8 protein-coding genes are annotated in these 14478 nt (G+C 71.0%); 4 read left to right on the top strand and 4 right to left on the bottom strand.

The features are described 5' to 3' along the window. Window positions 1-7 precede the first annotated feature (7 nt). The 3 genes from OG974_RS06165 to OG974_RS06155 are packed head-to-tail and all read right to left on the bottom strand — an operon-like array spanning window position 8 to window position 5762. Complete coding sequence (locus OG974_RS06165; protein ID WP_327279912.1) at window positions 8-4738, bottom strand: putative T7SS-secreted protein; 4731 nt, start codon at window positions 4736-4738, stop codon at window positions 8-10. Continuing rightward, window positions 4738-5301 (bottom strand): hypothetical protein, encoded by a 564-nt coding sequence (locus tag OG974_RS06160; protein WP_327279911.1) that lies wholly within the window; start codon window positions 5299-5301, stop codon window positions 4738-4740. The genes OG974_RS06165 and OG974_RS06160 overlap by 1 nt, the downstream gene beginning before the upstream one ends. Beyond that, window positions 5301-5762 carry an SseB family protein gene (locus tag OG974_RS06155; RefSeq protein ID WP_327279910.1) on the bottom strand — a complete coding sequence of 154 codons (462 nt, stop codon included), beginning with the start codon at window positions 5760-5762 and terminating at the stop codon, window positions 5301-5303. Before OG974_RS06155 ends, OG974_RS06160 begins: the two co-directional genes overlap by 1 nt. A 171-nt stretch (window positions 5763-5933) precedes the next feature. Here OG974_RS06155 and OG974_RS06150 point away from each other — a divergent pair, with 171 nt between their 5' ends. From OG974_RS06150 to OG974_RS06135, 4 genes are all read left to right on the top strand, one after another. Then, window positions 5934-7361 carry an MFS transporter gene (locus OG974_RS06150; RefSeq protein WP_327279909.1) on the top strand — a complete coding sequence of 476 codons (1428 nt, stop codon included), beginning with the start codon at window positions 5934-5936 and terminating at the stop codon, window positions 7359-7361. Between the two features lie 21 nt (window positions 7362-7382). After that, the gene (locus OG974_RS06145) at window positions 7383-8372 is read left to right on the top strand and encodes a polyphosphate kinase 2 family protein (protein ID WP_327279908.1); all 990 of its coding nucleotides are present in this window, start codon (window positions 7383-7385) and stop codon (window positions 8370-8372) included. A 63-nt stretch (window positions 8373-8435) separates the two neighbouring features. Beyond that, window positions 8436-11156 (top strand): HAD-IC family P-type ATPase, encoded by a 2721-nt coding sequence (locus tag OG974_RS06140; protein ID WP_327279907.1) that lies wholly within the window; start codon window positions 8436-8438, stop codon window positions 11154-11156. A 13-nt stretch (window positions 11157-11169) separates the two neighbouring features. Further along, complete coding sequence (locus tag OG974_RS06135; protein ID WP_327279906.1) at window positions 11170-12918, top strand: SulP family inorganic anion transporter; 1749 nt, start codon at window positions 11170-11172, stop codon at window positions 12916-12918. 45 nt (window positions 12919-12963) lie between these two features. On the opposite strand, the gene OG974_RS06130 is transcribed toward OG974_RS06135, so the two are convergent. After that, window positions 12964-14304: a diacylglycerol kinase family protein gene (locus tag OG974_RS06130; RefSeq protein WP_327279905.1), complete on the bottom strand. Its 1341-nt coding sequence runs from the start codon at window positions 14302-14304 to the stop codon at window positions 12964-12966. Window positions 14305-14478: the final 174 nt, after the last annotated feature.

The raw sequence follows: 14478 nt of genomic DNA, 5'->3' as shown, positions 1-14478 counted from the left end.
TCCTGCCTCATCTGATCTGCTTTGCCGGGGCCATGTATCCGTCCTTCAGCGGAACCTTGCCGTCCACGAGGTCCTGGTGGGTTATCGGCGGGTGGGGGTCCGTGGGATTCCCGCCGAGCGCCTTCGCGCCGGAATCGCCCTTGAGCCCGGACGAGCCATAGGCCGTAATGGCCTGGCCCTGGGTCTGGCCGGGCCCGTCAAGCACGACGATGTCCTCGCCCTGCCGGAAGATGAGCCTCTGGCCTGTTCCCGTCGACTGGTACACGGCATCCGGATTCTTCAGGATTTCAGTGACCCGTTCGTCGCTCATCGCGTGCCTCGTGTCCCCGTGGTACTCACTGTGCTTCCTGAACCCCCCGTCCTCTGCCCTCTCGATGACGTCGTCCACGACCTTGTTGAGTCGTTTCTCTGCCTTCTCCTCCTTCGTGTACTTGGGCATGAGGCCCAGGGGGTCGCACCCGCCGTGCGGGTTGGACACGTACGCGACGGGGTTCGGGGCGGGGGCCAGCCCGAGGGGGTCCGGGGAGGTGTAGCGGCCGGTTTCCGGGTCGTAGTGGCGGAACAGGTTGTAGTGAAGACCGGTCTCGGGGTCGTAGTACTGGCCGGGGAAGCGGAGCGGGGTGTAGGTGCTGCTGTCGCGTGACCAGGCGGTGGTGCCCCACAGGGTGGCCCGGGAGCGCCAGGCGATGTCGCCGGACTCGTCGATCAGTTCGGTGGGGGTGCCGATGAGGTCGGTGGCGATGGCGAAGAACCGGCGGTCGATCTCCTCCTGGCGGTCGTCGGCCGTGAGGATGCGCTCGGTCTGGGCCAGGGGGACGCCGCCGCGGTGGTCCCAGGTGAGGGCGACCGTGTTCGGCTGGTGCGGCTGGTGGCTGGTCTGTTCGCACAGGGTCAGGCCGTCCCAGGTGAAGCGGACCTCCTCGGCCACGCTCTCCCCGTCGCCCGCCAGGCGCTGCTTCGCGATGCGGCGGCCGAGCGGGTCGTAGCGGTACCTCCACCGCGTCCCGTCGGGGGTGGTGACGGAGGTGAGGCGGTTCTCGGTGTCCCACGCGTAGCGCCAGGTGTCCGGCTTGCGGGAGAGCCGGGTCTTCTGCCGCAGGGTGACGCGGCCGAGGGCGTCGTACTCGAAGCGGACGCCTCCGGCGCGGGTGAGGCTGGTTCCCGTGTACGTGCGCGGGCCGGTGGCCTCACCGCCGGGGTGGCCGGAGGGCCAGGACGCCGAGGTCTGGTTGCCGGCGTCGTCGTAGGCGTACCGCTCCGTCCAGCCCTGGGCATGGACGGCGGTCACCCGGCCCGCCCGGTCGAGGTCGAAGGTGCGGGTGCCCGCCAGCCGGTCCGCGACGGATGTCAGATGGCCGTCGGCGCGGTAGCCGTAGGCACGGCTGTTGACGGAGCGCCCCGCGGCGGTCACCTGCTGCTCGGAGAGCCGTCCGGCCTCGTCCCAGGCCGAGGTCATGGTGATCGTGTCGCCGAAGGCGCGTGCGAGCTCGCGGCCGGCGGCGTCGTGGGTGAAGTCGACCCGGTGGCCCCCGGTGGTGAGGCGGTGGGCCTGTCCGTCGGCGCCGTAGGCGTAGGCGTAGGAGGTGACGTGTCCGGTGGGTGTGGTGCGGCGGGTGCGGCGGCCCAGGACGTCGTAGGCGTAGCTGATGGGGCGGCCGTCGACCAGTTCGGTCTTGGTGCGTCCGCGACGGTCGTACTGGTAGCGCAGTTCCCCGTCCGGTCCGGCCGCCTCCAGCAGCCGTCCGGCCCGGTCGTAGGCGTAGTGCGTCACCCGGCCGTCGACGTCCTTGGTGATCGCCTGGCCGAGCTGGTCGCGTTCGAACGCGATGGTCCCGCCGAGCGCGTCGACGCGGGCGGCCAACCGGCCCGCGGCGTCCAGCCGGTAGGTGAGGGTGCGGCCGTCGAAGTCGGTCTCGGAGACGATGTTGTCGGCGGCGTCGTACGTGTACGTCCAGGTCAGCCCGTGCGGATTGGTGACGCGGGTGAGGCGCAGCGCGGAGTCGTGCTCGAACTCGTAGCGTGCGCCGTCGGGTCCGGTGCGGGCGACCGGCAGGTCGCAGTGGGTGTACTCGAAGCGGGTGACCGCGCCGGTCGCGTCGGTGCGGGCGAGCAGGTTGCCCTCGCCGTCGTACGTCCACGACTCGGTGGCTCCGTCGGGGCCGGTGCGCCGGGCGAGCTGCCCGTCGGCGCTCCATTCCAGGCGGGTGACACCGCCCACAGGATCGGTGATGAGGACCGGTCGGCCGAGGGCGTCGCGCTCCGTGCGGGTCACGGCGCCGGCCGGGTCGGTCACCTCCACGGGCAGCCCCGCCGCGTCGCACACCACGTGGGTCGTGGCTCCCCCGGCGTCGGTGAGCGAGGTGAGGCGGGCCCCGTCGTCGTAGGTGTAGCGGGTGGTGGCGCCGGCCGGGTCGGTGACCGCCGTGCGGTTGCCCCGTTCGTCGTACTCGTGGAGCATGCGTGCGCCGTCCGGCGCGAAGACTTCCACGGGCAGGCCGAACGGGCCGCGCACGGTGTGCAGTTCGCTCCCGTCGGGGCGGACGGCGCGGACGGCGCGGCCCTCCTCGTCGTACGAGAAGACGGTCGTGAGGCCCAGCGGGTCGGTGCGGGACAGCAGGTTGCCGCGCGGATCGTAGGTGAAGCGGGTGGTGTGGCCGAGCGGATCGGTGATCGCCAGGAGTTTGCAGCCGGGGCCGAAGAGGTGGCGGGTCGCGTGTCCGTCGGGGGTGGTCAAGGTGGTGGTGTGGTGGCCCGTCTGCGGGTCGGGCTCGGTGTACGACAGGGTGATCTGGATGTGGCCGGCCTCGCCGCCCTCCGCCACGACGCGGTCGCGGTCGTCGTAGACGTAGTCGTAGCGGCTGGCGTTGGAGTCGATCCAGGCGATGACGCGGCGGCGGTCGTCGTAGACGAAGCGGGTGGTGGCGCCCGACGGCTTGGTGGCCGTGGTGAGGTTGCCGTCCTCGTAGCCGTAGCCCATCAGGGGCAGGTCCGCGCCGCCCTCGCCCGCGCCGGCCAACGACAGGGCGGTGACCAGGCCGTCTCCCACGGTGAAGTTCACCCGGTGGCCGGCCGAGTGCACCAGGGCCAGCGGCAGACCGTCCTCGTCCCGGTCGACGGTGATGGTGTGGCCGTTGCGCTCGGTGATGGCGCAGAGCCACGCTTCGCCGTCGCCGCCCGGTTCGCTTCCGGAGGGGGCGGCGAAGTGGAAGACCAGGCCGCTGTCGGGCTCGGTGACCGTGTAGTCGCCGTCGGCGTCGCGGGCCAGCAGGGTACGGGCCCTGCCCTTGTCCGGCCGGGTGGGCAGACCGGGAGCCGGGTGCGGGTACGCGATCAGGAGGCCTTCGGCGGTGACGTGGATGACGCCGGCCTCGTCGATCTCCAACCGCTCGTCGACCGTGGACGTCCAGGCCGGCCCGAGGAAGCGCCCGACCGGGCAGCCGGATTCCGTGCGGCGGGTGAAGACCAGCGGCAGGATGCCGGGGAGTTCGATGTCGGTCTGGGGCAGGAACATCCGGCCCGTGGCGAGGTCCACCGGGTCGCCGGCGCCGTTGCGGTCGCCGTCCGCGGTGTTGTGGGTGCCGTCCGGGGAATCTTCCACCCGTTCGCGCACCTTCGGGCCCTTGACGTCGTCGAGGTGCCGGGCGGCGGAGCCGACCTTCTTCAGCGAGCCCAGGCCCTTGGAGCCGATGAGTTCGGGGAGGAGCTTGCCGACGCCTTCGGACGGGTCCTTCATGAAGTCGTCGAGCATCTGCTTGCCGGCGCCCCACGGGTCGTTGGCCATGGTGACCAGGCCCGCGGCCGTCGAGTTCAGGCTGGTGAGGTACTCGGCGGGGTGGGTGAGGTTGTAGGGGTCCATCGGGTTGAGCGCGCGGGCGAAGTTGGCGATGCCGGCCGTGCCCTTGACGACGCCGCCGAGCAGGTGGGTGGTGGCGAGGTCCAGGTAGTCGAGGCCGTCGCCGAGCTGCTCGGTGTACGAGGGCTTGGGCGGGGCGGCGTCCCGGGCCGCCTTGATGGCGGTGCGGAGGTTCTCGGCGACCTCGTTGCGCTGCTTGCGGGCGTTGTCGAGCTTGTCCTGCGCGGCCGTGGCCATGGCCTTGCCCGGGTCGGGGTAGTCCTTCCCCGGGCGGGGCGGCAGGTTGTCCTTCTTCGCCGTGTACGCGTCGTTGTATGCGTTGACGAGCTTGTTGTGGGCGGTGCGGGCGTCCTCGGAGGCCTTCTTCGCCTTGTTGTAGTCGTCGAGCGCCTCCTTGGCCTTGCCCTGGGCCCACTCGACCGTCTCCGCGAAACGGCCCATGGCGTCGGCGGCCTTCCCGAAGGCGTCGGAGGCCTTGAACCAGCGCGGCGGCTCCTTCGCGACCGAATCGCGGAACGCGCCGGCGGTCTCGCCCTTGAGCCCGTCCGGCCGGGTGAGGCTCTTGAGGCCGTTGCCGACGGATTCGAAGGCCTTCCTGAAGTCGTTCAGGTGGGCGACCTGCTCGCGGATCTTCGAAGGGCTGCCGTAGACCAGCTTCTTCGGGTCCTCGGTCTGGCCGAGTTCGAGTTCCGCGACGTCGGCGCCGAGCCGGTTGGCGGCGGAGCGTGACTTGTCCCGGATCCAGTCGCCCGCATCGTCGAGGCCGACTTCCTCCGCCAGGTCGGCGGTCTTGTCGCCGGCCCATTCGATGGCGTCGCCGACCCCCTCGGCGGCGTCCTCGGCAAGGTCCTCGACGGAGTCGGGTATGTAGTCGCGCCAGCCCATCAGTTACCGCCCCCGTCGCCCTTCGCCTGGTCCAGCAGGTCTTTCAGCGAACCGATCTTGCCGGTGGAGGTCACCGTATCCTTGGTGTCGGACCAGGTCTGCTTGATGTCCTGCGCGCCCTTCTCGAAGGACTCGGCGCTGTAGTCCGGCTCGTAGACGTCCGCGCTGAAGATGTCGCCCCAGTCCTTCTGCTCGATCTCGTCCTCGCTGGCGTGCGGATTGCCGTACGCGGAGTTCACCGCCACCTTGAACGCGCCCTGGATGTACTGGTCCTCCTCCCACATCGTCCCCGCGGCGATGCCGAGGTTCGCGGCCAGGGTGGAGGCGTCCTGGATCAGGGCGCGCACTCCCCACTCCCAGCGCTCGCAGAAGTCCTCGAAGTCCGTGGCGAGCCCGGCGTGCCCGGTCTCCATCCCGGTCATCGACAGGTTCTCGAAACCCGCGCCCTGCGAGGCCCCGGCCGCATCGCCGGACTCCCGCAACTCCGCTATCGCGGCCCGAAGCCCGACCTGGATCGATGCGACCGCCGCCGGCGAAACCTCCAGGTCCCCGTCGCCCGCCATCAGGCCACCGCCCCGCCGGCGGCGCGGCCGGCAGCCCGGTCGGCAGCGACGTCGACGGCACACTCATCGGGGACGATCCCCGCGACCGGCGGGAACAGCATCGAGCCGTCCGCATCGGCCACGTTCACCGCCACCCCGGCCGGCCCGTCCACCTGCGGAACGACCGCATCGACGAGCCGCGCGCCGAGGACCGCCAGGAACGGCCACTCGCGGCCGTCCTCCCCACGGGCCCGGGCGAACCGGAACAGCGCCTGCTCGTCGGTGAACGCGTAGAACCAGCGGATCCCGCCCGACAGGGCCGACATCAGCCCACCGGCGGCGTCACCACCAGCGCCGCCAGCAGCGGCAGCGGCAGTGCCGGCGACCGGAACGAGCAGGGCGGCGCGGCGGAACTCGCCCACCAAACGCCCCGGATCCCCCCGGCCCTCGCGGTAGTCGGCGATCTCTTCGGTCAACCCCATCGCGGTGCGCCCCCTCCGCATGATCCGCACACGAGGGAAAAACAATACCTTCATCACGAAACGGCTTGAAGTCGGGCGATGGTGCCCCGCAGGAGGGCCCGACTTCCGGCATGCGCCGTGCCCTGGTGCGGGGCACCCTGAAACGGGGACAGGCAGGCGGAGGTGGTACCGGTGGCCGAGACGGCGACCTCCCGGCAGCCGTCGAGCGCTCAGCGGCGCATCCTCGCCCCGCTGGCGCTCGCGCAGTTCATCTGCAGCTTCGCCGGGTCCAACATGAACGTGATGATCAATGACATCAGCGAGGACCTCGACACCACCGTCCAGGGGGTGCAGATCGCGATCACGATCTTCCTCCTGGTCATGGCCGCGCTGATGATCCCCGGCGGCAAGCTGACCGACCTCTACGGCCGCAAGCGCTGCCTCCTGGTCGGCCTGGTCATCTACGGCATCGGCGCCCTGCTGAGCGCCGCCGCCCCGGGTCTGGGCGTACTGATCCTCGGGAACTCGATCCTGGAAGGCGTCGGAACGGCCCTGCTCATTCCGCCCGTCTACATCCTCACCACGCTCATCTTCACGGACCTGACCTCTCGGGCCCGTGCCTTCGGCGTCATCATGGCGCTGGGCGGCATCGGCGCCGCCGCCGGGCCGCTGATCGGCGGGCTCATCACCTCGTGGCTGAGCTGGCGTGCGGCCTTCGTGTTCCAGGCCCTGGTCATCGTTGTGATCATCGTGCTGAGCCGGGGCCTGCGGGACCCGCTGCCACCCGACCCGACGCGCCCCTTCGACGTCACTGGAGCGGTCCTCTCGGCCACCGGACTCATCCTCGTCGTCATGGGCATCCTCGCGGCCGACAACAACGTCTGGCTGATGATCGCCCTGCTCGTCCTGGGCGCCCTCGTGCTCCTCTGGTTCTTCCTGTCCGTACGGGCCAAGGAGCGGGCGGGGAAGGAACCCCTGCTGTCGACCAGCCTGTTCCGCGACCGCACCTCCAACCTGGGCCTCGTCACGCAGAACGTCCAATGGCTGCTGCTGATGGGTTCCTCGTTCACCATCGCCGCCTACCTCCAGGTCGTGCGCGGCTACGACGCGATCCAGACCGGCGTCGTCTTCACCGCGGCCACCCTCGGCCTGCTCGTGTCTTCGCTCGCCGCCGAACGACTCGCCTCGCGGCGGCCCCAGCGGACCCTCATCATGACCGGCTTCATCGTCACCATCGCCGGCGTCGTCATCCTGATAGCGATGGCCGGCTCCTCCCCGAACCCCTGGGCCCTGACCCCCGGACTGCTGCTGATCGGACTGGGCCTCGGCGTGATGCTGACCCCCTCCGTCAACATCGTCCAATCGAGCTTCCCCGAAGAGCGGCAGGGCGAGATATCCGGCCTCTCCCGCAGCGTGTCGAACCTCGGTTCCTCCCTCGGCACGGCGGTCGCCGGCACCATCCTCGTCGCCGGCCTGACCACCGGCGCCTACGCCGCCGCAATGATCACGCTGGCCGTGATCGGACTCGCCGGACTCGCCGCGGCCGTGCTCCTCCCCGGGCGGCCGTCTCCGGCCGCCGCGCGCCCGGAGGGCGATCTTGGCGGGTCGAGCCGAGAATGACCACGAGAGGGGTGACGTGTGATGGCGGACGGGAGAGCCGAACGCATCGCGGATTTCGTCGAGCCGCTACGGGTGCGACCGGGATCGAAGGTGCACCTGGAACGGGACTTCGATCCCCGCTACAAGGCAGGTATGAAGAAGCGGGAAGGCGTCGAGCTGCTCCAGACCGGGGTGTCGTTGCTGGCCGAGTACCAGGAGCGGCTGGCCGCCCAGGACACGTACGGCGTGGTGCTGTGCCTCCAGGCGCTCGACGCCGGCGGCAAGGACGGGACGATCCGCCACGTGATGAGCGGCGTCAATCCCCAGGGCGTACGGGTCAGCAGCTTCAAGGTGCCGTCCTCCGAGGAACTCGACCACGACTACCTGTGGCGTTACGCCCAGCGGCTGCCCGCGCGCGGCGAGATCGCGATCTTCAACCGCTCGCACTACGAGGAGGTCCTCGTCGTACGGGTCCACCCCGAGATCCTCCTGCGGCAGAAGCTCCCGGAGCACGGGCCCGGGACGGGCATCTGGGACCGCCGCTACCGGGAGATCAACCGCTGGGAGCGCTATCTCACGGACAACGGGTTCAAGGTCGTGAAGATCTTCCTGAACCTGTCCAAGGAGGAGCAGCGCACCCGCTTCCTGAAGCGGATCGACCTGCCGGAGAAGAACTGGAAGTTCTCCGCGGCCGACGTCCGGGAGCGGCGCCGGTGGGACGACTACCAGCTCGCGTTCTCCGAGATGCTGTCCGCCACGAGTACGCGCTGGGCGCCGTGGTACGTCGTACCGGCGGACCGGAAGTGGTTCGCGCGGATCTGCGCGGCGGCGGTCCTCGCGCACACGCTGATGGATATCGATCCGCAGTTCCCCGTGATGGCGCCGGAGGCGCGCAAGGACCTCCTCGTCACGAAGCGGAGCCTGGAGCGGGAGGCCCCTGCCGGGGCCCCGGCCGATCCGTACGCCGCCCGGCACCCGTCGGCGGACCGGGCCGGCGGGCACGGGAAGAAGACGCGAAAGAAGCGCGGCTAGCAATCCTCGGACGGCGCGCGAGCGGCGCGGATCCCTGCGCGGCCCCGGATCGGAGGCACCACCATGACAGTGCGGTCGGATTCCGTGGCGGAACAGCCCCGGGCTGCCGGGGGCGGCTGGTACACGCGCTCTCCCGAGGAGGTCGCGGCGGCGTTCGGTGTCGATCCCGCCGTCGGTCTGTCCGCGGCTCGGGCCGCGGAACTCCTGGCCGCGCACGGCCCGAACGCGCTCCCCGAGGAGGAGCGGATTCCGGCCTGGCACCGGTTCCTCGCGCAGTACCGCAGTTACATGCAGATCGTGCTCGTGGCCGCCGCGATCGTCTCGCTGGTCATCCAGGAGTGGACGACCGCGATCCTGCTGATCGTGCTGACCCTGCTGAACGCGGTCGTGGGACTGCGCCAGGAGGGCAAGGCCGAGAGCGCCATGAACGCGCTGAAGTCGATGATGAAGGCGACGGCGCGGGTGCGCAGGGACGGTACGGAGGCCGAGATCCCCGGCGAACAGCTCGTCCACGGCGATGTCGTGCTCATCTCCGCCGGGGACCAGGTGCCGGCGGACGGGCGTCTCATCGCGGCCAGCGCCCTGCAGATCGACGAGTCGGCGCTGACCGGTGAGAGCGTTCCCGCCGCGAAGGAGACCGGCGCGCTGACGGGCGGCCGGCCGGCGCCGGGCGACCAGACGAACACGGCCTTCATGAACACCCCGGTCACGCACGGCAGCGGCGTCATGGTCGTCACCGCGACCGGGGCGGGCACCGAGCTCGGCAAGATCTCCGGAATGCTGTCGGCCACCGAGAAGGAAGTGCCGCCGCTCACCAAGGAGCTGGACCGGCTGACCCTGTGGATCACGGCGGCGGCGGGCCTGACCATGATCGTGATGTTCGCCCTGGGACGGCAGCGCGACCAGGCCTGGGACGTCCTGTTCGTCAGCGCGGTCTCGCTGGCGATCGCGGCCATCCCCGAGGCCCTGCCGACCGTGACCCAGGCGATCCTGTCTGTCGGGAGCCTGAACCTGGCGAAGCGGAACGCCATCGTCAAGGAGCTGCCGTCGGTCGAGACGCTGGCGTTCACGTCGGCGATCAACTCGGACAAGACCGGCACGCTGACGATGAACCAGATGACCGCCGTCGAAGTGCTGAGCCCCACCGACCGGTACACCGTGTCGGGCACGGGCTACGGACTCGAAGGCAAGGTCCACCACGCCGCCGGGTCCGCCGCGGGGATCGAGGACGCGATCCTGCCGTACGTGGTGGCCAGCGACGCCAAGCTGGTGGGCGGCGAGGTGGTGGGCGACCCCACCGAGGGCGCGCTGCTGGTGCTCGCGCACAAGGCCGGCCTGGACACCGACGCCACCCGAGCCGCCCTTCCCCGGCTCGCCACCCTCCCGTTCGACCCCGAGTACAAGTTGATGGCCACCTTCCACTCGGCGGCCGACGCCTCCGGGCGGCAGGTCGTGCGCTGCTTCGTCAAAGGTGCGGGCCCGGCGGTGATGGCGCGGGCGACCACCGCGCTCGCGGCGGGTGAAACGATCCCCTGGGACGCCGATCTGCTCCGTCGTGCCGAGGAGGCGAGCGAGCGGATGGGCGGGGAGGGGCGCCGGGTGATGGCCGCGGCCAGCCGTGACCTGGACCCGGACGGTTTCGATCCGGAGGGCGATCTGCTCGCGTACGTCACCGATCTGCGGATGGCCAGTCTCGTCGGCATGGTCGATCCACCCCGTGAGGAGGCGAAGGCCGCGGTGGCCGACGCGCAGGCGGCGCACATCCGGGTCCGCCTGGTGACCGGGGACGACGTCACCACCGGCGCGGCGATCGCCCGGCAGATCGGCATCCCCGGCGAGGCCGTCCTCGGCGCCGATTTCGCCGCCATGAGCGAGGACGAACAGCTCGCCCGCATCGAGAGGATCGGCGTGGTGGGGCGGGTCGCCCCGGAGCACAAGGTGCTGCTCGCGAACACGCTCAAGAAGAAGGGCGAGGTCGTGGCGATGACGGGGGACGGCGTCAACGACGCGCCGGCCATCAAGGCCGCGGACATCGGCATCGCCATGGGCAGCGGCACGGACGTGGCGAAGAACGCCGGCCGCATGATCCTTTCGGACGACAATTTCGCCACCATCGTCTACGCCGTGGAGCAGGGCCGGACGATCTACGACAACCTCACCAAGTACATCCGGTTCGTGCTGCTCCTGCTGGTCACGTTCGTGCTGACGTTCCTGGGGGCCACCGTCTTCAACATCGCCGCGGGTGAGCCCTTCACCCCGCCGCAGGTGCTGTGGATCCACTTCGTCGTCAACGCATCGTTCGGCTTCGCGCTCGGCTTCGACCGCGAGAGCGCCGGCCTCATGCGGCGCCGGCCGCGTCCTCGTGGGGAATCGGTGCTCACGCGGCCCGTGCTCGTCACGGTCGGACTGGGCGGCCTGGCGATCACCGTCCTCCTGCTCGCGCTGATCAAGCTAGGCCAGAACCAGTGGGACAGCGTGGAGACCGGGCAGTCGATCGCGTTCACGGCCTTCGCGCTCTGTCTGATCGTGGCCGCCTTCGAATGCCGCAGCGAGACGGAGTCCGTGCTGACGGCGTCGACCTTCGACAGCAAGCAGATGAACTGGGTCGCCCTGGCCCAGTTCGTACTCTCCGTGATGGTCACCCAAATGGACGGCTTCCGCCGCCTCCTCGGGACGACCGACATCAACGCCCGGCAGTTCGGCTGGGCGCTGCTGGCCGCGGTGGTGCTCCTGCTGGTGTGGGAACTGGGCAAGTTCGTGGCCCGCCGGTCGAGGGCCGTATGAGGAAGGCCCGTCCGTGACGACCCGGCACCGGGGCCACGGGGTCCTCACCCGTTTGCGGTCGGTCCCCGGGATCCGCGCGGCCTCGTCCTACCGGCGCGAGTGGCTGGTCAAGGACCTGGTCGCGGGAGTCGTCCTGACCACGCTGCTGGTGCCGCAGGGCATGGCGTACGCCGAGTTGGCGGGCCTGCCGGCCATCACCGGCCTGTACACGACGATCCTCTGCCTGCTCGGGTACGCGGTGTTCGGCCCGTCCCGGATCCTGGTGCTGGGCCCGGATTCCTCGCTGGGTCCGATGATCGCCGCCACGGTGCTGCCCCTGGTGGCGGCCGACGGGGATCCCGGCCGGGCCGTCGCGCTGGGGTCGATGCTCGCGGTCATGGTGGCGGCCATCATGATCCTGGCCTCGGTGGCGAAGCTCGGCTTCATCGCCGACCTGATCTCCAGGCCGACGATGATCGGCTACATGAACGGCCTGGCCCTGACCATTCTGATCGGCCAGCTGCCCAAACTGCTCGGCTTCAAGGTCGAGGCGGACAACCTGATCGGCCAGTGCGTCGGCCTCGTGCAGGAACTCGCCGACGGGGCGGCGGTGCCGGCCGCCGCCGCGGTGGGGCTGTGCGGGATCGCCCTGGTCCTGGTCCTGCAGCGCTTCCTGCCCAAGGTCCCCGCGGTGCTCGTGATGGTGGTCCTGGCGATCGCCGCGGCTTCCGCCCTCGACCTGGGCGCGCACGGCGTCGGCCTGGTCGGCGTACTGCCCGAGGGGTTCCCGCCCTTCACCCTCCCCGATGTGCGGCTCACCGACCTCGCGCCGCTGCTCGGCGGTGCGCTGGGCATCGCCCTGGTGTCGCTGGCCGACACGATCTCCAATGCGTCCGCCTTCGCGGCGCGCACCGGGCAGGAGGTGCGCGGCAACCAGGAGATGGGGGGCGTCGGTGCGGCCAACCTGGCGGCGGCCCTCTTCCAGGGCTTCCCCGTCAGCACGAGCGGCTCCCGGACTGCGGTGGCGGAGCGCGCGGGGGCCAGGAGCCAGCTCACCGGGGTCGTCGGAGCGGCGCTCATCGTCCTCATGCTCGTGCTGGCCCCGGGCCTGTTCCGCAACCTCCCCCAGCCGGCCCTGGCCGCCGTGGTCATCACCGCGTCGCTGTCCCTGGCCGACGTACCGGGAGCTGTACGGCTGTGGCGGCAGCGCCGGACGGAGTTCCTGCTGTGCTTCGCGGCCTTCGCCGGTGTGGCCCTGCTCGGCGTGCTGCCCGGGATCGCCATCGCCGTGGGCCTGTCGGTCCTCAACGTCTTCCGGCGCGCATGGTGGCCGTACGACACTGTGCTCGGGCGGGTCCAGGACCTGGAGGGCTACCACGACATCCGCTCCTACCCGCAGGCCGAACAACTGCCGGGCCTGGTGATCTACCGGTTCGACGCCCCGCTCTTCTTCGCCAACGCCAAGACGTTCCGGGACGAGGTCAGGCGGATGGCGGGCGCGGACCCGCGGCCGAGCTGGATCGTGGTCGCGGCGGAGCCCATGACCGACGTGGACACCACTGCCGCCGACATCCTGGAGGAGCTCGACGAGGAGCTCAACGCGGACGGCGTCCACCTCGTGTTCGCCGAGCTCAAAGACCCCGTGCGGCGGAAGATCGAGAGGTACGAACTCACCCGGACCATCGACCCCGAGCACTTCTTCCCCACCGTGGAGGCCGCCGTCCAGGCCTTCCGCCGGCGCACCGGAGCTCAATGGGCGCCCCCCGCCACCGACGGGACGTGACCGCCTTCCCGGTGGGAGGACTCCGACGCCGGCCCGCTCCGCCGCTCAGGCACCACCGTGTCCCGTCGCGGTCCGTCCCACGGTCAGCGCCAGCCGCCGCACGCGGCGCCAGTTCATCGGAGCCGTCGCGCGCGGCACGCCGGGACGGTGGCGGGGCACGCGCACGCGCAGGGCGCCGGGCGCGATGCGGCAGCGCACCGGTGTGGACAGCACCAGGGCCTCGCCGTCGACACCGACCGGGATGACGGGAGCGTCCGCGTCGACGACGACCTCACGGGCGGTGGCCTCGGTCAGGCCGCGGCCCTGCCCGCGGTGCAGCAGGAGCTCCGCCGCCTCGGCGGCGTTCGCGACCTCGACGCCCAGCACCCCCAGCTCACCGGAGTCCAGCCGCTCCCGTCGCCCCAGCCCGGCGGAATCCCCCCTCTGATAGGGGTTGTTGCTGACCAGCACGGCTTGGGGACCGTCCAGGGCCAGCGCATCCGCACGGACGCCCAGCCGCGCGCCGCTGTCGTGGGTCAGCAGGGCCGGCAGCATCTCCAAGGTGGTGCGGGCCTTGTCGTCACGGTAGGCGGGACTCTGCACGACTTCCGCGTACACGCCGAACGAGGCGCTGTTCACGAAGACGCGCCCGGTGCTCCCCTGCGCCGGTCCTCCCTCGTCGATGTAACCGAGGTCGACGCGCAGTTCGACGCCGTCGGTCAGTGCCTCCAGACACCGGGACGGATCCTGCCGGTCCAGGCCCAGGTCCATGGCGAAGTGATTGCGCGTGCCGGCGCTGATCACCATGAACGGGACGTCGTGCTCCACGGCCACGGCGGCCACCAGGGCCTGCGTACCGTCACCGCCCGCGACACCGAGCAGGTCGGCCCCGTCCGCGACGGCCTGCCGCGCCAGCTCGGCCACGTCCTGCCGCCGGGCCGGATCCAGTACGAAGACCTCGGCGCCCAGGTCCCTCGCCCGCTCCGCCAGGCGGAACTTCTCGACCTTTCCGCCGCCCGAGCGCGGATTCATGATCAGGAAGGGCCGCTCGGCCCGGACCGCGGCGTGCTCCGGCATGCCTGCCGCCGTGTCCTCGGCGAGAGCGGCCCGGCCCGCGGCAATGGCCAGGGCCCACAGGCCGAGCGAGACCAGCACGACCCACAGCAGCCCCGCCGTCGCGTACAGGAGTAGGACGGCGAGGGGTGCGACGACCACCAGCAGCACGGACAGCACCCTGATCCAGCCGGTGTGGGTGAGCATCCACCACACACCCGCCCCCGTGAGGGCCAGCCCTACCCAGCCCACCCCCATCAGCACGAGGCTCGCGAGGCCACCGAACACCAGCAGCACCACGGGCGCCGCCAGGCCCGCGACCAGGGACAGTCGGGCGGTCCAACTCCTACTCATGGCACAACCTCCCGCCTGGGGCGGCCTTCCGCCGCTCCGCCGGCTGCCGGACGGAAGCCGGGCACTGCCTTCAGGCTACGAGCGCCCACTCGGCTCGGCCCGCCCACGCGCCGGATGCGACCGCCCGGCACCGAATGGCACGACCGGCCGCGCCTTGGGACGATGACCGCGGAG

The sequence above is a fragment of the Streptomyces sp. NBC_00597 genome, from assembly GCF_041431095.1.
Taxonomy (GTDB): domain Bacteria; phylum Actinomycetota; class Actinomycetes; order Streptomycetales; family Streptomycetaceae; genus Streptomyces.
This window is presented reverse-complemented; position numbering and strand designations above follow the sequence as displayed.

Bases quoted from the DNA above. Each gene is read 5' to 3' on its own strand.
- OG974_RS06145 (WP_327279908.1), top strand. From the start codon at position 7,383: ATGGCGGACGGGAGAGCCGAACGCATCGCGGATTTCGTCGAGCCGCTA.
- OG974_RS06130 (WP_327279905.1), bottom strand. From the start codon at position 14,304: ATGAGTAGGAGTTGGACCGCCCGACTGTCCCTGGTCGCGGGCCTGGCG.
- OG974_RS06160 (WP_327279911.1), bottom strand. From the start codon at position 5,301: ATGGCGGGCGACGGGGACCTGGAGGTTTCGCCGGCGGCGGTCGCATCG.
- OG974_RS06165 (WP_327279912.1), bottom strand. From the start codon at position 4,738: ATGGGCTGGCGCGACTACATACCCGACTCCGTCGAGGACCTTGCCGAG.
- OG974_RS06140 (WP_327279907.1), top strand. From the start codon at position 8,436: ATGACAGTGCGGTCGGATTCCGTGGCGGAACAGCCCCGGGCTGCCGGG.
- OG974_RS06155 (WP_327279910.1), bottom strand. From the start codon at position 5,762: ATGGGGTTGACCGAAGAGATCGCCGACTACCGCGAGGGCCGGGGGGAT.